This is a genomic window from Streptomyces sp. NPDC079020, assembly GCF_044542225.1.
In the GTDB taxonomy this organism is placed as follows: Bacteria; Actinomycetota; Actinomycetes; order Streptomycetales; family Streptomycetaceae; genus Streptomyces.
Window position 1 is genome coordinate 194,837 of record NZ_JBITUB010000004.1, and the last position, 18,236, is coordinate 213,072.

General features: G+C 70.0%; 19 protein-coding genes and 1 tRNA gene. 12 read left to right on the forward strand and 8 right to left on the reverse strand.

The genetic code is table 11. The features are described 5' to 3' along the window. Window positions 1-200: 200 nt before the first annotated feature. Window positions 201-1,085: a DUF5819 family protein gene (locus tag ACIGJO_RS10410; protein WP_399955679.1), complete on the reverse strand. Its 885-nt coding sequence runs from the start codon at window positions 1,083-1,085 to the stop codon at window positions 201-203. Window positions 1,086-1,200: 115 nt separating this feature from the next. On the opposite strand from ACIGJO_RS10410, the gene paaA reads away from it, so the two are divergent. From paaA to ACIGJO_RS10440, 6 genes are all read left to right on the forward strand, one after another. Further along, window positions 1,201-2,223, forward strand: coding sequence for a 1,2-phenylacetyl-CoA epoxidase subunit PaaA (paaA, locus tag ACIGJO_RS10415; protein WP_399955011.1), 1,023 nt, complete (start codon window positions 1,201-1,203; stop codon window positions 2,221-2,223). Continuing rightward, a complete protein-coding gene (gene paaB, locus ACIGJO_RS10420) occupies window positions 2,220-2,510 on the forward strand; it encodes a 1,2-phenylacetyl-CoA epoxidase subunit PaaB (RefSeq protein WP_030972485.1) in 291 nt (96 codons plus the stop codon). Before paaA ends, paaB begins: the two co-directional genes overlap by 4 nt. Further along, complete coding sequence (gene paaC, locus ACIGJO_RS10425; RefSeq protein WP_399955015.1) at window positions 2,507-3,208, forward strand: 1,2-phenylacetyl-CoA epoxidase subunit PaaC; 702 nt, start codon at window positions 2,507-2,509, stop codon at window positions 3,206-3,208. Before paaB ends, paaC begins: the two co-directional genes overlap by 4 nt. Further along, window positions 3,202-3,699: a 1,2-phenylacetyl-CoA epoxidase subunit PaaD gene (paaD, locus tag ACIGJO_RS10430; protein ID WP_399955019.1), complete on the forward strand. Its 498-nt coding sequence runs from the start codon at window positions 3,202-3,204 to the stop codon at window positions 3,697-3,699. Before paaC ends, paaD begins: the two co-directional genes overlap by 7 nt. After that, complete coding sequence (locus tag ACIGJO_RS10435; RefSeq protein WP_399955022.1) at window positions 3,700-4,758, forward strand: 2Fe-2S iron-sulfur cluster-binding protein; 1,059 nt, start codon at window positions 3,700-3,702, stop codon at window positions 4,756-4,758. It abuts the gene before it with no gap. Window positions 4,759-5,022: 264 nt separating this feature from the next. Beyond that, window positions 5,023-6,276 carry an acyl-CoA dehydrogenase family protein gene (locus tag ACIGJO_RS10440; protein WP_399955025.1) on the forward strand — a complete coding sequence of 418 codons (1,254 nt, stop codon included), beginning with the start codon at window positions 5,023-5,025 and terminating at the stop codon, window positions 6,274-6,276. Window positions 6,277-6,328: 52 nt separating this feature from the next. Here ACIGJO_RS10440 and ACIGJO_RS10445 read toward each other — a convergent pair whose 3' ends face one another. The 4 genes from ACIGJO_RS10445 to ACIGJO_RS10460 all read right to left on the reverse strand — a co-directional run bounded on the left by ACIGJO_RS10445 (window position 6,329) and on the right by ACIGJO_RS10460 (window position 9,765). Continuing rightward, entirely contained in the window at window positions 6,329-6,673 is a 345-nt protein-coding gene (locus ACIGJO_RS10445) for a rhodanese-like domain-containing protein (protein ID WP_399955027.1), read from the reverse strand. Between the two features lie 47 nt (window positions 6,674-6,720). Continuing rightward, window positions 6,721-7,665, reverse strand: a complete 945-nt coding sequence (locus ACIGJO_RS10450) for a hypothetical protein (RefSeq protein ID WP_399955030.1) — start codon at window positions 7,663-7,665, stop codon at window positions 6,721-6,723. A gap of 58 nt (window positions 7,666-7,723) precedes the next feature. After that, window positions 7,724-9,157 (reverse strand): DUF2252 domain-containing protein, encoded by a 1,434-nt coding sequence (locus ACIGJO_RS10455; RefSeq protein ID WP_399955033.1) that lies wholly within the window; start codon window positions 9,155-9,157, stop codon window positions 7,724-7,726. 260 nt (window positions 9,158-9,417) lie between these two features. Continuing rightward, entirely contained in the window at window positions 9,418-9,765 is a 348-nt protein-coding gene (locus tag ACIGJO_RS10460) for a winged helix-turn-helix transcriptional regulator (RefSeq protein WP_399955035.1), read from the reverse strand. Between the two features lie 148 nt (window positions 9,766-9,913). Between ACIGJO_RS10460 and ACIGJO_RS10465 the strand changes: the two genes are divergently transcribed. Continuing rightward, window positions 9,914-10,525, forward strand: a complete 612-nt coding sequence (locus ACIGJO_RS10465; RefSeq protein ID WP_399955038.1) for an FMN-dependent NADH-azoreductase — start codon at window positions 9,914-9,916, stop codon at window positions 10,523-10,525. Between the two features lie 129 nt (window positions 10,526-10,654). On the opposite strand, the gene ACIGJO_RS10470 is transcribed toward ACIGJO_RS10465, so the two are convergent. Further along, window positions 10,655-11,374 (reverse strand): ScbR family autoregulator-binding transcription factor, encoded by a 720-nt coding sequence (locus ACIGJO_RS10470; RefSeq protein ID WP_399955040.1) that lies wholly within the window; start codon window positions 11,372-11,374, stop codon window positions 10,655-10,657. Window positions 11,375-11,845: 471 nt separating this feature from the next. On the opposite strand from ACIGJO_RS10470, the gene ACIGJO_RS10475 reads away from it, so the two are divergent. Further along, a complete protein-coding gene (locus ACIGJO_RS10475; RefSeq protein ID WP_399955043.1) occupies window positions 11,846-12,832 on the forward strand; it encodes a ScbA/BarX family gamma-butyrolactone biosynthesis protein in 987 nt (328 codons plus the stop codon). Window positions 12,833-12,979: 147 nt separating this feature from the next. Then, the gene (locus ACIGJO_RS10480; RefSeq protein ID WP_399955047.1) at window positions 12,980-13,618 is read left to right on the forward strand and encodes a response regulator; all 639 of its coding nucleotides are present in this window, start codon (window positions 12,980-12,982) and stop codon (window positions 13,616-13,618) included. 210 nt (window positions 13,619-13,828) lie between these two features. Here the strand turns inward: ACIGJO_RS10480 and ACIGJO_RS10485 are convergent, their stop codons facing one another. Both ACIGJO_RS10485 and ACIGJO_RS10490 read right to left on the reverse strand, forming a co-directional pair. After that, window positions 13,829-14,533, reverse strand: coding sequence for a phosphatase PAP2 family protein (locus tag ACIGJO_RS10485; protein ID WP_399955050.1), 705 nt, complete (start codon window positions 14,531-14,533; stop codon window positions 13,829-13,831). A gap of 235 nt (window positions 14,534-14,768) precedes the next feature. Beyond that, window positions 14,769-14,851 (reverse strand) — tRNA-Leu (locus ACIGJO_RS10490). A 315-nt stretch (window positions 14,852-15,166) separates the two neighbouring features. On the opposite strand from ACIGJO_RS10490, the gene ACIGJO_RS10495 reads away from it, so the two are divergent. The 3 genes from ACIGJO_RS10495 to ACIGJO_RS10505 all read left to right on the forward strand — a co-directional run bounded on the left by ACIGJO_RS10495 (window position 15,167) and on the right by ACIGJO_RS10505 (window position 18,218). Continuing rightward, window positions 15,167-16,048 (forward strand): FhaA domain-containing protein, encoded by an 882-nt coding sequence (locus ACIGJO_RS10495; RefSeq protein ID WP_399955053.1) that lies wholly within the window; start codon window positions 15,167-15,169, stop codon window positions 16,046-16,048. 10 nt (window positions 16,049-16,058) lie between these two features. Beyond that, window positions 16,059-16,577 (forward strand): FHA domain-containing protein, encoded by a 519-nt coding sequence (locus ACIGJO_RS10500; RefSeq protein ID WP_266922212.1) that lies wholly within the window; start codon window positions 16,059-16,061, stop codon window positions 16,575-16,577. Between the two features lie 129 nt (window positions 16,578-16,706). Further along, a complete protein-coding gene (locus ACIGJO_RS10505; RefSeq protein WP_399955682.1) occupies window positions 16,707-18,218 on the forward strand; it encodes a Stp1/IreP family PP2C-type Ser/Thr phosphatase in 1,512 nt (503 codons plus the stop codon). The last annotated feature ends 18 nt before the right edge of the window (window positions 18,219-18,236 follow it).

Consider the following 18,236-nt stretch of genomic DNA (forward strand, 5'->3'; position numbering starts at 1 on the left):
AGGATTCGAGCCAGAACTCCGGCCGGTGATCGGTCCGGGAATCGCGCCGGGATTCCCGGGATTCCGGCGGGAGGCCGAAGGGGCCTGCCGGGGGAACGCGGGGTTCTGGCCGGGGTTCGGAGGGTTCTGGCCCGGATCCGGGGGGTTCTGGCCCGTGTTCGGAGGGTTCTGGCCGGGGGAACCGGCCGGGGAGGGTGTGGTCACTTGTCCGCCTCCTCGCCGCGCGACGCCTGCGGCGCTCCGGCGTTCTCGGGAAGATCGTCCGGGGTCACGGTCCACCACGGGAGCACCCGGTAGTTCGGCCGGGTGCTGATCTTCTCCTCGCTCCATGAGGGCGGCTCCACGGAACGGGTCTCGGAACGTACCTGGATGCGCTCGACGGTGCCGCCGTAGTCCCGCTCGCCGAGGCGCAGCATCACGATGCGGCGGATGTAGCGCTCGGAGAGATCACCGCGCAGGCCGTTGGGGCGGTTCTCGCTGTCGTGGGAGTTGACGAAGAAGTCCCAGCCCCGGCGGAGCTCGTTCTGATTCACGTGGCTGGGGAAGAAACTGCCACGTATCGCTTTGCCGTCCTCGCCGGAAAGGCTCATCCACGGGGTGGTGCGGCGGCCGTCCGCACCGGCTACCTCGGCCCGCACATGGACGGCGATGTTCTGCTGGAGCGGATTGGGGGCGAACAGCTTCCAGTTCTGTTCGAACTCCGGGTAGACCCAGTTGTCGACCGCTTCACCATGCTGCTTCGTCAGGGTGTTGGACGGTGCGACGTGCAGAAAGACCATGGCCACCTGGGCGCAGGCGAGCAGTCCGATGAGGGACAGCGCGAGGGCCGCAACGGCTTGGTACCGGAAGGAGAGCGCGGCTATGCCGCCGCCGGTGGCAGGGCCGGCGGCGCCTGGCACGGGGTCCGCCGGAACATCCGCCGCAGCGGGCGCCGGAACATCCGGCGGGGCAGGGAGCAGTCCGTCCGCCCGGCGGTCCGGCGGGGCGTGCGGCGAGGCTTGTGGTGGGGCGTCCCCATGGCTCACCACCTGCGGCCAGGGGCCCTTCTCCCTGCTGTCGGAGCGCCCACCGTGGTCCGAATCCATCCCGCCCCGCTCACCGTCGATCACCACCGAGTTATCCACAGGGTTGACACCCTACGGGCCGCCGACTCACCATTGAAGTCATTGAACCGAACGATCGGTCGGTAGGGAGTCCGGGATGGCGGCAGTGACTGCGGGCCAGAAGGCGCAGAGAACGGCAGACCCAGCGGATACGGCGGACGCGGCCCGCATCGCGGCATTCGACGCGGCGGTGGCGGCCGACGACCGGATCGAGCCGCGCGACTGGATGCCGGAGGCGTACCGGGCCTCGCTGGTCCGCCAGATGGCCCAGCACGCCCACTCGGAAATCATCGGCATGCAGCCCGAGGCCAACTGGATCACCCGCGCACCCTCCCTGCGGCGCAAGGCCATCCTGATGGCCAAGGTGCAGGACGAGGCCGGACACGGGCTCTATCTCTACAGCGCCGCCGAGACGCTGGGCACCAGCCGCGAGGAGCTGCTCGACAAGCTCCACGCGGGACGCCAGCGCTATTCCTCGATCTTCAATTACCCGACGCTGACCTGGGCGGACGTCGGGGCGATCGGCTGGCTGGTGGACGGCGCCGCGATCACCAACCAGGTGCCGCTCTGCCGCTGCTCCTACGGCCCCTACGCGCGGGCGATGGTCCGGATCTGCAAGGAGGAGTCCTTCCACCAGCGCCAGGGGTACGAGCTGCTGCTCGCCCTGAGCCGGGGCACCCCGGAGCAGCACGAGATGGCGCAGGACGCGGTGAACCGCTGGTGGTGGCCCTCCCTGATGATGTTCGGCCCGCCCGACGACGCGTCGGCGCACTCCGCGCAGTCGATGGCCTGGAAGATCAAGCGCCACTCCAACGACGAACTTCGCCAGCGCTTCGTCGACATATGCGTACCGCAGGCCGAGGCTCTGGGACTCGCCCTCCCGGACCCCGACATCCGGTGGAACGAGGAGCGCGGCCAGCACGACTTCGGCGCGATCGACTGGACGGAGTTCCAGGAGGTCCTCAAGGGCAACGGCCCCTGCAACGAGCAGCGCCTCACCCAGCGCCGCGAGGCACACGAAGAAGGGGCCTGGGTCCGGGACGCGGCAGCGGCGTACGCGGCCAAACACCCGGCCCGAGGGTCCGCACAGCACACCCAGCCCGGGGAGGCAACGGCATGAGCAGCTCGACCGACTGGCCGCTGTGGGAGGTGTTCGTACGCTCGCGGCGCGGACTGTCGCACACCCACGCGGGCAGTCTGCACGCACCCGACGCCGAGATGGCCCTGCGCAACGCACGCGATCTCTACACGCGCCGCTCCGAGGGCGTCTCGATCTGGGTGGTTCCGTCCACGGAGATCACCGCCTCCTCCCCGGACGAGAAGGACTCGTTCTTCGAACCGGCCGGGGACAAGCCCTACCGGCACCCGACGTTCTACGAGATCCCGGAAGGGGTGAAGCACCTGTGAGCGCGGCTCTCGCCCTGGGCGACGACGCGCTGGTGCTCTCGCACCGGCTGGGGGAGTGGGCGGGCCACGCCCCGGTGCTGGAGGAGGAGGTGGCCCTCGCCAACATCGCCCTGGACCTCCTGGGACAGGCCAGGGTGCTGCTCTCCCTCGTCGGCGACGAGGACGAGCTCGCCTACCTCCGCGAGGAGCGGGCCTTCCGCAACCTCCAGTTGGTCGAGCAGCCCAACGGCGACTTCGCCCACACCATCGCCCGTCAGCTCTACTTCTCCGTCCATCAGCACCTGCTGTACAGCGAGTTGGCGGCCGGACAGAGCCCGTTCACGGATCTCGCGGCGAAGGCGGTCAAGGAGGTCGCCTACCACCGGGACCACGCCGAGCACTGGGTCCTGCGGCTGGGCGACGGCACAGCAGAGAGCCATGAGCGGCTCCAGGCCGGCCTGGACGCCTTGTGGCGCTTCACCGGCGAGATGTTCCAGCCCGTCGAAGGACTGGACATCGACTGGCAGGCGCTGCGGGAAAGCTGGCTGGCCGCCATCACCGATGTCGTGGAGCGGGCCACGCTGAGTGTCCCGGAAGGTCGGCAGTCCGGAGCCTGGACGGCCGGGGCCGGGCGCCAGGGGCTGCACACCGAGCCGTTCGGCAGGATGATCGCCGAAATGCAGCACCTGCACCGCAGTCATCCGGGGGCGTCATGGTGACCGAGACCCTGCTGGAGAAGGAGCTGCACAGGCTGGCCGGCTCCGTACCCGACCCCGAGCTGCCGGTCCTGTCACTGGAGGAGCTCGGCGTGCTGCGGGGCGTCCAGGTGGTCGCCCCGGGCCGGGTGACAGTGCGGCTCACCCCGACGTACACCGGCTGCCCGGCGATCGAGGCCATGTCCGCCGACATCGAGCGCGTACTGCACGACCACGGCATACCGGAAGTGTCCGTGGTCACCGTGCTCGCCCCGGCCTGGACGACGGACGACATCAGCGCCGAGGGGCGGCGCAAGCTCGCCGAGTTCGGTATCGCCCCGCCGCGCTCCCACGGCGCTGACGGGGGGCCCGTGCCGCTGACGCTCGCGGTGCGCTGCCCGCACTGCGGCTCCACCGATACGGAGCTGCTGAGCCGGTTCTCCTCCACGGCGTGCAAGGCGCTGCGCCGTTGCGTCACCTGCCGCGAACCGTTCGACCACTTCAAGGAGTTGTAGATGTTCCATCCGCTCCGGGTCAGCGCGATCGAACGGATCACTGACGATGCGGTGGCCGTCACCTTCGCCGTGCCGGCCGAACTGCGCGAGACCTTCCGCCACACCCCGGGTCAGCATCTCAACGTGCGCTACACCGTAGACGGCGCGGAGATCCGGCGCTCGTACTCGATCTGCGCACCGGCCGCCGAGCAGCCGGCCGAGCCGGTGCTGCGGGTCGGCATCCGCATGGTCGACGGCGGCGCGTTCTCCACGTACGCACTGAAGGAGCTGGCCGTCGGGGACGAGGTCGAGGCCATGGCCCCGATGGGCCGCTTCGTCCTGAAGCCGCGTCCCGGCCTCTTCGCCGCGGTCGTCGGGGGAAGCGGCATCACCCCGGTGCTGTCGATGGCGGCGACGCTGCTGGCACGGGAACCGCAGGCACGGTTCTGCCTGATCCGCAGCGACCGGACGGCGGCGTCGACGATGTTCCTCGACGAGGTCGCCGACCTGAAGGACCGGTATCCGGACCGCTTCCAGCTGGTGACGGCACTCTCCAGGGAGGAGCAGTCGGCCGGGCTCCCGTCCGGGCGGCTGGACCGTGATCGGCTCACCGATCTGCTGCCCGCCCTGCTGCCCGTGCGGGACGTGGACGGCTGGTTCCTGTGCGGGCCGTTCGGCCTGGTACGGGGGGCTGAGGGCGCGCTGCGCGATCTCGGCGTCGACCGGGCCCGGATCCATCAGGAGATCTTCCACGTCGACGACGGCCCTGCGGCACCCGCCGCGGCCCGGGTCGCCTCGCCGGCCGAAAGCACTCTCACCGCGACCCTCCACGGCCGTTCGGGAAGCTGGCCGGTGCAGGATGCCGAATCACTGCTGGAGACGGTCCTGCGCAGCCGCTCGGACGCGCCGTACGCCTGCAAGGGCGGGGTGTGCGGGACCTGCCGGGCCTTTCTCGTGTCGGGTGAGGTGCGGATGGACCGCAACTTCGCGCTGGAGCCGGAGGAGACCGGGGCAGGCTTCGTGCTGGCGTGCCAGTCGCACCCGCTGACGCCGGAGGTGGAGCTGGACTTCGACCGCTGACCCTTCGCGGCACCCGGCCGCCCGGAGCGCCGGCCGACCCACGCTCCGAGTACACCGGGTACTCCGGGTACCCCGGTACTCCGGGTACCCCGGTACGTCGGGTACTCCGGGTGGGAGCCTTCGTTCACCCGGGTCTCCAGCGTCGGGGCCTCCGGCGTTCGCGGTGTTCCCTTCTTATAGAACCTGTTCTATCTTGACGATCCGTCAGGTCCGGCTGCGGACAGCGCGGTTCAGGGACGCTACGGTTCGCGGGAGGCCGGGACAGTGGACTTCACCTTCACCGAGGAACAGCAGGCGGCCGTAGAGGCGGCGCGGGCGGTCTTCTCCGGCGTCGCACCCGACGCCGTGCCCAGTCCCGCCCTGACCCCCGGTGCGGTCGCCGAGGACATCGACAGGGCCCTGTGGGCCGGGCTCGCCGGTACGGATCTGCTCAGCCTCACACTGTCACCGGAATACGGCGGAGCGGGCCTCGACCCGGTCGCCCTGTGCCTGGTGCTGCGCGAGTCGGCGAAGGTGCTGGCCAGGGTTCCGTTGCTGGAGAGCTGCGCGGTCGCGATGGTCCTCCAGCGCCACGGCGACCGCGCGCTGGCGGCCGAGCTGCTGCCCGGCTTCGGCCGGGGCGAGCTCGTCCTGACCGTCGGGGCCAACGGGCGCACCGGACACGACCCGGCCGAGCTCGCCGTCAACGCCCGCCGGGCAACGGCGCACCCCGTCGCCGAAGGAACCACCGGAGCCGGAGTCAGCGCCGAAGCGGGAGCCGGAGCCGGAGTCAGCGCCGAAGCGGGAGCCGGAGCCGGGACAGAACCCGAGGCGGCGAGCACGTCCGGGTGGGTGCTCGACGGGGTGCAGTCAGGGGTGCCCTGGGCCCAGATCGCGGACTGGATCGCGATACCCGCCCACACGGGAGAGGGCCGGTCGGTCCTGGCTCTGGTGCGCCGCGCCCAGGACGGCGTGACGCTCGCCGAGCAGGTTTCCACCAGCGGCGAGCGCCTCGCGGAGGTCACGCTCCGGTCCGTGCGTATCGACGACCGCGAGCTGATCGACGCTCCGGGTGCCTGGGACTGGCTGCGGTCACTGCTGACCACCGGTACCTGCGCGCTGGCCCTGGGGCTGGGCGAACGGGTGCTCTCGATGACCAGCCAATACACGGGAAAGCGCGAGCAGTTCGGCTTCCCCGTGGCTACGTTCCAGGCCGTGGCCATGCAGGCCGCCGACAGGTACATCGATCTGCGGGCCATGGAAGTGACCCTCTGGCAGGCCGCCTGGCGTATCTCCGCCGAGGCCAAAGGCGCGCTGCCCCCCGCGGGCGACATCGCCGTGGCGAAGATCTGGGCCTCGGAGGGCGTCCGCCGCATCGTGCAGACCGCGCAGCATCTGCACGGCGGCTTCGGCGCGGACACGGACTATCCCCTGCACCGCTACCACGCCTGGGCGAAGCAGATCGAGCTGTCCCTGGGGCCGGCGGCGGCCCATGAGGAAGCCTTGGGCGACCTGCTGGCCGCCCATCCCCTCGGCTGACGCACCGGGCCCAAAGTGCCGGGCTCCCCGGTGCAAGCCCGGTGTTGGCAGGTCAGAGGACGAACGCCGGGTTCCCGTTGTCCGCGACCATCGGGCGTCCGGCGCCGTCCCAGGCGAGCATCCCGCCGTCGATGTTCACCGCGTCGACGCCCTGCTGAACGAGATACTGGGTGACCTGCGCGGACCGGCCGCCGACCCGGCACATCACATGCACGCGCCGGCCGTCCTCGGCGGCTTCGGTCAGCTCACCGAAGCGGCCGACGAAGTCACTCATCGGAATGTGCAGCGCCCCCTCGACGTGTCCGGCCGCCCATTCGTCGTTCTCCCGGACATCCAGGACGAGGCCGTCCGACGGCACCGCCGCGACGTCCACCGAGGGCAGCGGGGCGAAATTCATGGGTCAGGCCTTCTCTCGTCACGTACGCGGCACAGTCATCCGAAACGCTACTGCACCAGCTCCGAGAGCTCGGCCTCACGCCGGGACACCTCGCTCAGAAGCTGTTCGCCGATGTCCTCCAGCAGCTTGTCCGGGTCGTCCGGGGCCATCCGCAGCATCGAGCCGATAGCGCCCTCCTCCAGCTCCCGCGCGAGCACCGTGAGCAGCTCCTTGCGGCGGCTGAGCCACTCCAGCCGGGCGTAGAGCTCCTCGCTCTCGCTGAGCGGGGCCTCCGGCGGGACCGGGCCCGCCGCCCACTCCTCGACCAGTTCCCGCAGCAGGGCCTCGTCCCCGCGCCCGTACGCGGCGTTGACCCGGGTGATGAATTCGTCCCGGCGCTCCCGCTCCCGCTCGTCCTGGGCCAGATCCGGGTGGGCCTTGCGGGCCAGCTCGCGGTAGAGCTTGCGCGCCTCCTCGCTCGGCCGCACGCGCTTCGGCGGCCGGACCGGCTGCTCGGTGAGCATGGAGGCCGCTTCGGGGGACAGCCCGTCGGAGTCCATCCAGTCGTGGAACAGTTCGTCGACCCCCGGCATCGGCATGACGACCGCCCGCGCCTCCTGGGCCTTGCGCAGATCCTCGGGGTCCCCGGTACGGGCGGCCCGAGCCTCCGCGATCAGCGCGTCCAGCTCGTCGAGGCGGGCGTACATCGGGCCGAGCTTCTGGTGGTGCAGCCGGGAGAAGTTCTCCACCTCGACCCGGAAGGTCTCCACCGCGATCTCGAACTCGATCAACGCGTGCTCGGCCACCTGGACGGCCTTGGCGAGCCGTGCTTCGGGCCTCGGCGGCGCCTGCTCGCCGTCGGGCACCGATCCCTGTCCAGGGGCCTGTGCCGGACCCTGTCCAGGGGCCTGCGCGGGCTGCGGCTCGGGCTGCCGGTCGTTGTCCTGCCGGTCTTCGTCGATCCGGTCTTCGTCGTTCCGGGTGGTCGGCACCCCGGCGGCTTCGTGGGTCACCCGTCCAGCGTATGGCCACGACCGGCGCCCCGGGGACGCGCGGTCACCGCAGGGCACGTCATATACCCAGCTCGGCGGCTACCCGCCCCGCCTTGACCGCCCGCACCAGCTCCGCGTGGTCCGCTTCCGTACGGTCGGCGTAGGTGACCGCGAAGCCGGCCACCGCCTCGTCCAGCTCGGCACTCTTGCCGCAGTAGCCCGCGAGCAGCCGTGGATCCGCGCTGTGCGCGTGCGCCCGCGCCAGCAGCGCACCCGTCATCCGCCCGTAGTCGTCGACCTGATCGGCCGCCAGCGCCGCCGGATCGACACTTCCCTTGCGGTTCCTGAACTGCCGTACCTGGAAAGGTCTGCCGTCGACCTCCGCCCAGCCGAGCAGTATGTCGCTGACGACCTGCATCCGCTTCTGCCCGAGCACCACCCGACGCCCTTCGTGCGCCGTCTGGGGCACATCGAATCCGGCCATCGGCAGGAACGGCGCCAGCGCGGACGGGCGCGCCTCCTTCACCTGGAGAACCAGCGGCTCACCGCGGTGGTCGAGCAGCAGCACCACGTACGACCTGGTCCCCACGCTTCCGGTGCCGACCACCCGGAACGCCACATCGTGGATCGCGTACCGGGCGAGCAGCGGCACCCGGTCCTCGGAGACCGTGTGCAGATAGCCGCCGAGGCCCGCCGCGACCGCCGCGGCCTCCGCGTCCGGCACCCGGCGCAGCACGGGCGCGGCGTCGACGAACCGGCGCCCGCCGTCCCCGGTGTCCTCCGTGGATCTGGCGGCGAACCGGGCACTCGTGTTGTTGCGGGCCTTCGCCGCGACCCGCTCCAGCGTCCCGAGCAGATCCCGCGCATCCGTGTGCGAGACGAGCTCCTCGTCCGCGATGGCGTTCCAGGCGTCCAGCGCGGGAAGTCCGGCCAGCAGCCGCATCGTCCGCCGGTACGCGCCGACGGTGTCGTACGCGCCCCGTCGGCAGGTGTCCTCGTCCGCCCCGGCCGCACGTCCCGCCAGCACCAGTGAGGTGGCGAGCCGTTTGAGGTCCCATTCCCAGGGGCCGAAGACGGTCTCGTCGAAGTCGTTGAGATCGATGACCAGGCTGCCCCGCGCATCGCCGTAGAGGCCGAAGTTGGCGGCATGCGCGTCGCCGCAGAGCTGGGCGCCCACCCCGGTGACCGGTGTGCCCGTCAGGTCGTGGGCCATGAGCCCGGCCGAGCCCCGCAGAAACGCGAACGGCGTGGCGGCCATCCGTCCCACCCGGATCGGCGTCAGGCCCGGCACCCGGCCCTGGTTCGATTCCTCGACCGCCCGCACCGCGTCCGGCCGCCCGGAAGGGAGGACCAGGGCGTCGTGCGAGGAGCGCGGCACCCGTTCGCGCAAGGCCTTACCGGCCGCCTTCGGCGACTTCGGTGCCGCGCGCCGGGCGAACCCGGGCACCTCCGGAATGCGCGGCACCGCCGTCGCCGCCCGCTCTTCCGGCATCGTCACATCGACTTCGCCCATGGAGCGCCGCCTCCCCCGCCCTTGTCCGACTGCCATGCCCACCATCGATCGACCACGACCGTACCGCCGTTCCCGGAGGACCGTCCGCCCCTGTGGACAACCCGCGGCGAAGCCTGTGGACAACGCACTTCCCAGGTCGGACGCTCTCAGACGGTTCGCGGAGCAGCGGAAAGCCTGCTGCGCCACAACCGGACCGGCGGTTCAACGCAGCGGCAGCCGGTTCCTCAGCAGCAACCGGTTCCGCAGCGGCAGCCGGTTTCTCAGCAGCCGGAATCCTCGACCGGCAGATAGACGTCCGCCCACCGTCCGAGCTCCTTGAGGGCCGGCTCCATCGCGGCTCCCGCGTCGGTGAGGCGGTACGAGACGCGCAGCGGCGGCCCTTCATCGACCTCGCGCACCACCAGACCGGCGGTCCCCAGCTCGGACAGCCGGTCCGAGAGCATGCGCTCGCTGATACCGGGAATCGCGCGCCGCAGATCCGCGAAGTGCACGGACTGCCGCATCAGCACCGAGACGATCGGACCGGTCCAGCGCTTGCCGAACAACTCGAAGACGCGAGTGATGCCCACATCGACCCGCCGACAGGCCTGCTCGCTGTGATCCGCCATGTCCCTAGAGTACTGCGCCCCCGTGAGGTGCTTACGAAAAGTAAGGAACTATGATATCCATAGGTACACACGGAAATTTAGTTCCGTCTCGGCAGGTCCGCCCCCGCGTCGGCCGCCCCTCCCGCCCCTCATATCTGTGGAGACCTCCATGGCCACGCTTCTGCACCTCGACTCCGCCGTCTTCTCCCAGGGCTCCGCATCCCGGGACGTCACCTCGGCGTTCGTACAGGCATGGCGCGAACAGCACCCGGACGGCACCGTCGTCTACCGGGATCTCGCCGCCGAACCGCTGCCCCATCTGGACGCCGCAGCCGTGACCGCCGGCGCCGAGGACCCGCTGCGCCGGGAGCTGACCGAAGAGCTGGCCGCAGCGGACGCGGTCCTGATCGGCGCCCCGATGTACAACTTCTCCATCCCGTCCACACTGAAGGCCTGGCTGGACCAGGTGATCGTCGTCGGCCACAACGCCGGAGCGGACTCCCCCATCGCGGGCACCCCGGTCACCGTCGTCGCAAGCCGCGGCGGCTCCTACGCGCCGGGCACCCCGCGCGAGGGATTCGAGTTCGTCCAGAACTACCTGGAGAAGGTACTGACGGGCATGTTCTCCGCCGAGGTCGACTTCATCGTTCCGGAACTGACCCTGGCGCACTCCAAGCCCCAGATGGCCGACCTGATACCGCTCGCCGAGAAGTCCCGCGCCCAGGCACTCAGCAACGCCGCCGAGAAGGCGAAGGCCCTTGCCGCGCGCATGGCCGCCTGACGGCCCACCCGACGAAAAAAAGGGGCTGTGGGGCTCAACCGAGCCCCACAGCCCCACAGTCACGATCCGGGCGTTTCACGTGAAACGACGCGCCGCCCTCACAGGGCGGGCAGCCGTCTGCCCACAGGCTCAGCCCGCCGCACCCACCGTCGCTCCGAAAGCAGCACCCACAGAGCCGCTCAAGGGGTCACCGCCCCCCTCACTCTCCTCGTCCTCCCGCCGCTCCCGCTCCCGCGCCTGAGCGGCCAGGTCCACCCGGCCCTCCGGCTTGATGTGCACGATGACACCGGGGTTGGCGATGGACGGCAGGATGTGGCGCCACATCTGGGCCACGCGCTCCCGCAGATCGGCCCGTCCGGAGTTGGCCTCCGAGATCAGCTGTATACCGGTGAACGACGCGACGATGACCTCCGCCGATACCAGCGGGTCGATCTGGGGGAGCACCTCGCCGCGCTCCTTGCCCAGTTGCAGCATCCGGGCCGTCGCCTCGATCCAGTCGCTCCACGGGTGCGGGCCACCGAGAAACACACCCTCGATGGAGAGGCGCGTACCGGCACGCGCCATCGAGTCGTGGCGCAGGGCGAACGCGAACTGCTGGCCGCCGTCCACCAGTGACTGGAGCGGGGATCCGTCCTCCACCAGGTCCACCGTGGCCGTCTGCTCGTCCATGATCGCCTGAGCGATGGCTTCCTTGGACGCGAAGTGGAAGTACAGGGCCCCTTTGGTCACCTTGGCGCGGCGGAGGATCTCCGAGATGGCCGCACGCTCGTAGCCGTAGTCGTCGAAGACGCTCGCCGCGGCTTCCACGATCGACCGCCTTGTCTGCACCGCGCGAGCCTGCTTCGCCATCTCTTGCCTCCGGGACGTTCTGTGCGCTCGGCCGTTGGCGCCGAGCAACCGAGCAACCGTCAATCCAGCATCAGTAGTCAGCGTATGCAAGCACTTCACTCTAACCGACCAACGGTCTGTTTATGTACTGGACCATAGGCGTCGAGTGCGCGGTGCGCACTACGCCGATGGGTCGCCAATGCGCTGCCTCCCTACCCCACCTGCCCTACGGAAAACCCCCTTCTTCCCGTGAACCACGGGGGTTTGCGCAGCAGTCGGCCCGCAAGTTGAGCACTTTCTCCCATAGCATCAACTGCCACTCGCCAGCAGACTCATTGCATAAATAAACCGACCCCATGGTTTGGATTTGCTGGACCGTGGAAGTCAACCGACTCCCGCGACGTGAAAGGGGCAAATCGCGTGACCGCACTCGCCGCTCGGCCGGACCAGAGCATGCGCAGCCGCACACCCTCCACCGGCGAGCCACCCATCATGAGCCTCGTACCACCGCACCTCGTGCACCGGTCCGACGATTCGGACGTCCTGCTGACACACTTCGGACAGTCCGATGCTGACACGTATCAGTTCACCGTCCAATGGCCAACGACACATGCGCTGTTCAGTTCGGTCCTGGGCCGTGCGAACCCCATGCTCATCGCGGAAACGGTCCGCCAGGCGGGTACCGTCCTGGCGCACATGGTCTACGAGGCACCCATGGACGACCAGTTCCTGCTCTGGAACCTCCGGTACGAGTCCCTGCCCGGCCTCCACGGGACCGCCGGCACACCGGCTCCCACGAAAGCCTTCATACGCAACCCCGAAGTCACCTTGCGCGGCCGCCGGCTGGCCACGATCCGCATAGAGATGGACCTGTTCGCGGGCCCCCTGCGGATCGGCCGGGGCGAGGCCTCCGCCAACTGCCTCTCCGCGGCCGCCTATCGCCGTCTGCGCCCCGGGGCCGTGGATCCGGCCGACGTACCGCGCACCCCCATCCCGCCCTTCCGTGTGGGCAAGGAGAACGAGCGGGACGTCATGCTGTCCCCCGGCGAAACCGTTCCTGCGGTTCCCGCCGGACTCACCGGCCCCGCCGAACTCATCGGCCCCACCAGTCCCGCCGGTACCGCCGACACCCCCCGCACCGCCTCCTGGCAGCTACGCGCCGACCCGAACCACCCCGTCATCTTCGACAGCCAGAGCGATCACCTGCCCGGCCGGGGCATCATCGAGGCCATGCGCCAGGCCGCCCAGCTCGCCTCGGGCCTCGAACACGCCCTCGTACCGTCCATGAACGCCGAGTTCCGCCGGTACGTCGAACTCGACCGCCCCTGCACTGTCAGCGCCGAGGTACTGGCGGACCGGCGCGACGGCCGAATACCCATAGAGGTGACCATGCGCCAGGACAACGAGGTGGCCGCCCTGGCCGTCCTGTACCTGGAGGACGCCGCACCCGCCCGCCACGACCTCCCCGTACGCCCGTGACGAGCCACGGCGGGATCCCGGTCACGGCGCGGCTGAACGGACACGGAGACTGGTACCGCGATTCCCTGTCCTCCGGGACGCCCGCGCCCCGCTGAAGAGGAGCCAGCCATCCCCACCGTCAAGCTCATCCTGGCCGACGACGAGACGATGATCCGGGCAGGGCTCCGGGCCATCCTCGCCAGCGACCCCACCATCGAGGTCGTGGCCGAGGCGGCGGACGGGCGGGAGGCCATCGCGCTGACCCTGGAACACCGGCCGGACGTCGTCCTGATGGACATCCGGATGCCGGTCATGGACGGTCTCACCGCGACCGAGGAGATCACCCGTGTCTCGCCCAGCACCTCGGTGCTCGTGCTGACCACGTTCTCCGAGAGCGAGTACGTGAGCCGTGCCCTCGCCGGCGGGGCCGCCGGATTCATGCTCAAGTCCGGTGACCCGCGGGAACTGCTGGCCGGTGTGCACACCGCCGCGGCCGGTGCCTCCTGCCTCTCCGCGAAGGTGGCCCGGCATGTCGTCGCGGAGCTGAACCGTGGCTCCACCCGGCACCGCGACGCCCGCAGGGCTTCACTGCTCCGCCAGGTCGCCTCGCTCACCGAGCGGGAGCGGCAGGTTCTCGCCCTGCTCGGCAGCGGGTTGTCCAACGCCGAGATCGCGCAGCGGATCCACGTCGTGGAGGGCACGGTGAAGAGCTACGTGAGCGCCGTCTTCACCGGTCTCGGGGTACGCAACCGGGTCGAGGCCGCCATCGTCGCGTACGAGTGCGGGCTGACCGGCCAGGAGGACTGAGGACCCACGCGACCGCAGCACCACGAGGCCCGCCGGACCTGCGGACACCGCAGCAACCACGAGGCTCATGGGCCCCACGGACAGCGCGGGACCCGGAAGACCGCGGGAGCATGAAGCCCGCGGGGCGAAGCAGCCGTGGAACCCACGAAGGCCGCCCGCGGGCGGCCTTCGTCCATGTCACCCGCTCATCACGTCGCACGTCATGTCACGTCACACGGTCATCCCCGCGCCATGACGTCCGCGGGACCTGCGGAACCTGCCGACCGCCCGGGTACCGGGCTTCGCCAGGACCGCCATCATCAGCGGCGCGAGCACCGCCCCGAGCAGGAAACCCGCCGCCACATCGTGCAGGTAGTGGACACCGACGTACACGCGGGACAGCGCGATCAGCACCGCCAGCGGCAGCACCAGCAGCCCGATGAGTCGCCAGGAGAACAAGAGGGCCAGCGCCGACGCGGCCGCGATGACGGAGTGGTTGCTCGGGAAGGACCAGTCGCCCGGCTCCGGGCACTGTGCGATCACCGTGACACCGGGGATGTCCCGGCAGGGGCGCTCCTCGTGCAGCCGGACCTTGATGATCTCGCTCAGCGCATAGACCGTCGCCACGGCGACGGGGCCGAGCAGAGCCAGGGCCATCGTCCGGTCGTCGCCCCTGCGGGCCCGCCACCACTGGAGGACGAAGAGGGCGACGAAGACGAGTATCCCGCCCTCGGTGACGAGTTCCCCCAGCTTCTGCATCCACTCCGGGGTCCCGGCCGCCCACTGGGTGATCTCGCGGAACACCCCGACTCCGTAGTCGGGCCCCGCCTTCTCCGGCGGTCCGGCCGCCACCGGCAGGGCCGTACCGCTCGGCAGCCTCCCGCCGAGCACCGTGCCGCCATGGACGATCCCGCTGTGTGCTGTGTCGATGTACATAAAAGGTGTCGTTCTCCGCACGCCGTTCCCACGTTTTCCGGTCATCCGGAACGTAAGATCCGGCCGGATGTGGGCACATCCCACCGAAGGAACCGGCCGCCCCTCTTCCGACAGGGGGCCACCACGACTTTCGTCATCCGGCTCCCATCCGCCGGGTTTCGTCAGCGGGGCAAGATCACGTCCGTACAACGAAGAAGCCCCCGCTCCGGATCTCTCCGAAGCGGGGGCTCTCTTGTGCGCGAGGGGGGATTTGAACCCCCACGTCCGTAAGGACACTGGCACCTGAAGCCAGCGCGTCTGCCGTTCCGCCACTCGCGCATGAGTGGTGTTTCCAGACTCTCTCACCGTGTGGTGCGAGCGCCTGGCGACAACCGGAAGATTAGCACGCTGGACAGGGTGGATTCACATCCGTTGTTTCGCCGGTGCCTGGAGGGGAAGCGGGAACGCGGAGCCGTCGCACCCACTCCTTCAGTGAGCGCCCCGTGTGCGGGACACTGTCAGGAGGCCACCTCTACGATCCGTGTGAGGGGTGACACTCATCCACAGGGCAGACAAGGGGAACCAGCCGATTTCCCGACGCGTGGATACGATCAGTAAGCAGTACAGGGACGACGACACCGGAGGAGGTGCCCCATGGGAGTCATGAAGCGTTTCGAGCAGCGTCTCGAAGGTCTGGTCAATGGCACCTTCGCCAAAGTCTTCAAGTCCGAGGTGCAGCCGGTCGAGATCGCGGGCGCCCTCCAGCGCGAGTGCGACAACAACGCGACGATCTGGAACCGCGAGCGGACGGTCGTCCCCAACGACTTCATCGTCGAGCTCAGCACGCCGGACTACGAGCGGCTCAGCCCGTACTCCGGCCAGCTCGGCGACGAGCTCTCCGGCCTCGTGCGCGACTACGCCAAGCAGCAGCGCTACACCTTCATGGGCCCGATCAAGGTCCACCTGGAGAAGGCCGACGACCTCGACACCGGGCTCTACCGGGTGCGCAGCCGCACCCTCGCGTCGAGTTCCTCGCAGCACGATCCGCAGGGCCAGCACGGCGGCCCCGCGCCCGCCCAGCCGCACCGCCCCGGCCCCGGGCGGTCCGCCGCCCCGCAGGGCCCCGGCGGCTACGGCTACCCCCCGAGCGCCGCTCCGCCGATGCCCGCGGCCCCGCCGCCCGGCTCCGGACGCCCCTCGGGACCCTCGAGCGACCGGCGCCCGCCGAGCACGCCCGGCCCCCTGCCGGACGCCCAGGTACGGCGCTGGATCGAGATCAATGGCACCCGCCATCAGATCTCCCGCCCGACGCTGGTGCTGGGACGCAGCACCGACGCCGACGTGCGGATCGACGACCCCGGCGTATCGCGCCGGCACTGTGAGATCCGGACCGGAACGCCCTCGACGATCCAGGATCTCGGGTCTACCAACGGCATCGTGGTAGACGGGCAGCACACCACCCGCGCTACGCTCCGCGACGGCTCGCGGATCGTCGTGGGCAGCACCACCATCGTTTACCGGCAAGCCGAAGGGTGAAGCGGGGGCAATGTCAGAGCTGACCCTTACGGTCATGCGGCTAGGTTTCCTGGCTGTTCTGTGGCTGTTCGTGATCGTGGCCGTCCAGGTCATCCGCAGCGACCTGTTCGGAACGCGCGTCACGCAGCGCGGCTCACGCCGCACTGCCGCCGACGCGCGCCCGCAACAGGCACGCCAACAACAACAAACGGCGCCGCCACCGCAGCGCCAGCAGTCCGGGCGCCAGCGCCGCGGGGCGCCCACCAAACTCGTCGTCTCCGAGGGCACCCTCACGGGCACCACGGTCGCGCTCCAGGGCCAGACCATCACCCTGGGCCGGGCACACGATTCGACGATCGTGCTGGATGACGACTACGCGTCCAGCAGGCATGCCAGGATCTACCCGGACCGTGACGGCCAGTGGATCGTCGAGGATCTCGGGTCCACCAACGGCACGTATCTCGACCGGACCCGACTCACCACCCCGACACCTGTTCCGCTGGGCGCGCCGATCCGTATCGGCAAGACCGTCATCGAGCTGCGGAAGTAGTACGACAATGAGCGAGCGGAGCGAGCGAGCCGCGGCGGGCCCGGCGACGGACGCCGCCCGGCTCCCGACCGGAGGGTGGGCAGTGTGGCTCGAGACCGGCTGTACCCCGAGCCGACGGGCGAGGTGCGCATGAGTCTGTCCCTGCGCTTCGCCGCCGGATCGCACAAGGGCATGATCCGGGAAGGCAACGAGGACTCCGGCTACGCCGGCCCCCGCCTTCTCGCCATCGCCGACGGCATGGGCGGCCAGGCAGCCGGTGAGGTCGCGAGTTCCGAGGTGATCTCCACGCTCGTCCAGCTCGACGACGACGTACCGGGCTCCGACATCCTCACCTCGCTCGGTACGGCGGTCCAGCGGGCCAACGACCAGCTGCGCATGATGGTCGAGGAGGACCCCCAGCTGGAGGGCATGGGCACCACGCTCACCGCCCTGCTCTGGACCGGGCAGCGCCTCGGCCTGGTCCACGTCGGCGACTCCCGCGCCTATCTCCTGCGCGACGGCGTACTGACCCAGATCACCCAGGACCACACCTGGGTGCAGCGGCTCGTCGACGAGGGCCGGATCACCGAGGAAGAGGCCACCACCCACCCGCAGCGCTCCCTGCTGATGCGGGCGCTGGGCAGCGGGGACCATGTCGAGCCCGATCTCTCCATCCGTGAAGTCCGGGCCGGCGACCGCTATTTGATCTGCTCCGACGGCCTCTCCGGCGTTGTCTCGCACCAGACGATGGAAGAGACCCTGGCCAGCTACCAGGGCCCGCAGGAGACCATCCAGGATCTCATCCAGCTCGCTCTGCGGGGCGGCGGCCCCGACAACATCACCTGCATCGTCGCCGACGTCCTGGACGTCGACAGCAACGACACCCTGGCCGGGCAGCTCAACGACACCCCGGTCATCGTCGGAGCGGTCGCCGAGAACCAGGCCGCCCAGCTGAACGACGGCGGAGCCATGCAGACCCCCGCGGGACGCGCGGCCGGCCTCGGCCGCACCGTCCCGCCGCCCTCCGGCGGCTTCGGCCCGCCCGGCAGCGGCGACGTCGGCTACGGCGGAATGCCGGACGACTCCTTCGACTCGTACACCGACGAGGACTTCGTCAAACCCGGCGGCCGCAGGTGGGTCAAGCGGTCCCTGTACGTCGTCCTGGCGCTGGCCGTCATCGGCGGCGGTCTGTACGGCGGCTACCGCTGGACCCAGACCCAGTACTACGTCGGCACACAGAACGAGAACGTCGCGCTGTTCCGCGGCATCAGCCAGGACCTCGCCTGGGTCTCGCTCTCGGAGGTCGAGAAGGACCACCCCGAGATCGAGCTCAAGTACCTCCCTCCGTACCAGCGCAAGCAGGTCGAGGAGACCATCGCCGAGGGCAGCATCGCCGAGGCCCGCAAGAAGGTCGGCGAACTCGCCCTCCAGGCCTCCGCATGCAAGAAGGACGCGCAGCGCCGCGCGGCCGAGGCGGACAGCGATGCCCGCACCGGCGAGGGCGAAGCGGGCGGCACCGCGGGTGCCCCCGCCACCAGGACTTCCGTCACGTCCTCCACGTCCGCCAGCACCGCGACCAAGCCGACCGCAGCGACTCCCACTCCTGGCCCCAGCCTCTCGGAGGAAGAGAAGAAGCTGGTCCCGCAGTGCGGTAAGCAGTAAAGCCGTAGGGGGCCTTCA

Coding starts and splice junctions, on each gene's coding strand:
- ACIGJO_RS10410 (WP_399955679.1), bottom strand. CDS start 1,085: ATGGATTCGGACCACGGTGGGCGCTCCGACAGCAGGGAGAAGGGCCCC.
- paaA (WP_399955011.1), top strand. CDS start 1,201: ATGGCGGCAGTGACTGCGGGCCAGAAGGCGCAGAGAACGGCAGACCCA.
- paaB (WP_030972485.1), top strand. CDS start 2,220: ATGAGCAGCTCGACCGACTGGCCGCTGTGGGAGGTGTTCGTACGCTCG.
- paaD (WP_399955019.1), top strand. CDS start 3,202: ATGGTGACCGAGACCCTGCTGGAGAAGGAGCTGCACAGGCTGGCCGGC.
- ACIGJO_RS10435 (WP_399955022.1), top strand. CDS start 3,700: ATGTTCCATCCGCTCCGGGTCAGCGCGATCGAACGGATCACTGACGAT.
- ACIGJO_RS10445 (WP_399955027.1), bottom strand. CDS start 6,673: ATGAATTTCGCCCCGCTGCCCTCGGTGGACGTCGCGGCGGTGCCGTCG.
- ACIGJO_RS10455 (WP_399955033.1), bottom strand. CDS start 9,157: ATGGGCGAAGTCGATGTGACGATGCCGGAAGAGCGGGCGGCGACGGCG.
- ACIGJO_RS10460 (WP_399955035.1), bottom strand. CDS start 9,765: ATGGCGGATCACAGCGAGCAGGCCTGTCGGCGGGTCGATGTGGGCATC.
- ACIGJO_RS10465 (WP_399955038.1), top strand. CDS start 9,914: ATGGCCACGCTTCTGCACCTCGACTCCGCCGTCTTCTCCCAGGGCTCC.
- ACIGJO_RS10470 (WP_399955040.1), bottom strand. CDS start 11,374: ATGGCGAAGCAGGCTCGCGCGGTGCAGACAAGGCGGTCGATCGTGGAA.
- ACIGJO_RS10475 (WP_399955043.1), top strand. CDS start 11,846: ATGAGCCTCGTACCACCGCACCTCGTGCACCGGTCCGACGATTCGGAC.
- ACIGJO_RS10480 (WP_399955047.1), top strand. CDS start 12,980: ATGATCCGGGCAGGGCTCCGGGCCATCCTCGCCAGCGACCCCACCATC.
- ACIGJO_RS10485 (WP_399955050.1), bottom strand. CDS start 14,533: ATGTACATCGACACAGCACACAGCGGGATCGTCCATGGCGGCACGGTG.
- ACIGJO_RS10495 (WP_399955053.1), top strand. CDS start 15,167: ATGGGAGTCATGAAGCGTTTCGAGCAGCGTCTCGAAGGTCTGGTCAAT.
- ACIGJO_RS10500 (WP_266922212.1), top strand. CDS start 16,059: ATGTCAGAGCTGACCCTTACGGTCATGCGGCTAGGTTTCCTGGCTGTT.
- ACIGJO_RS10505 (WP_399955682.1), top strand. CDS start 16,707: ATGAGTCTGTCCCTGCGCTTCGCCGCCGGATCGCACAAGGGCATGATC.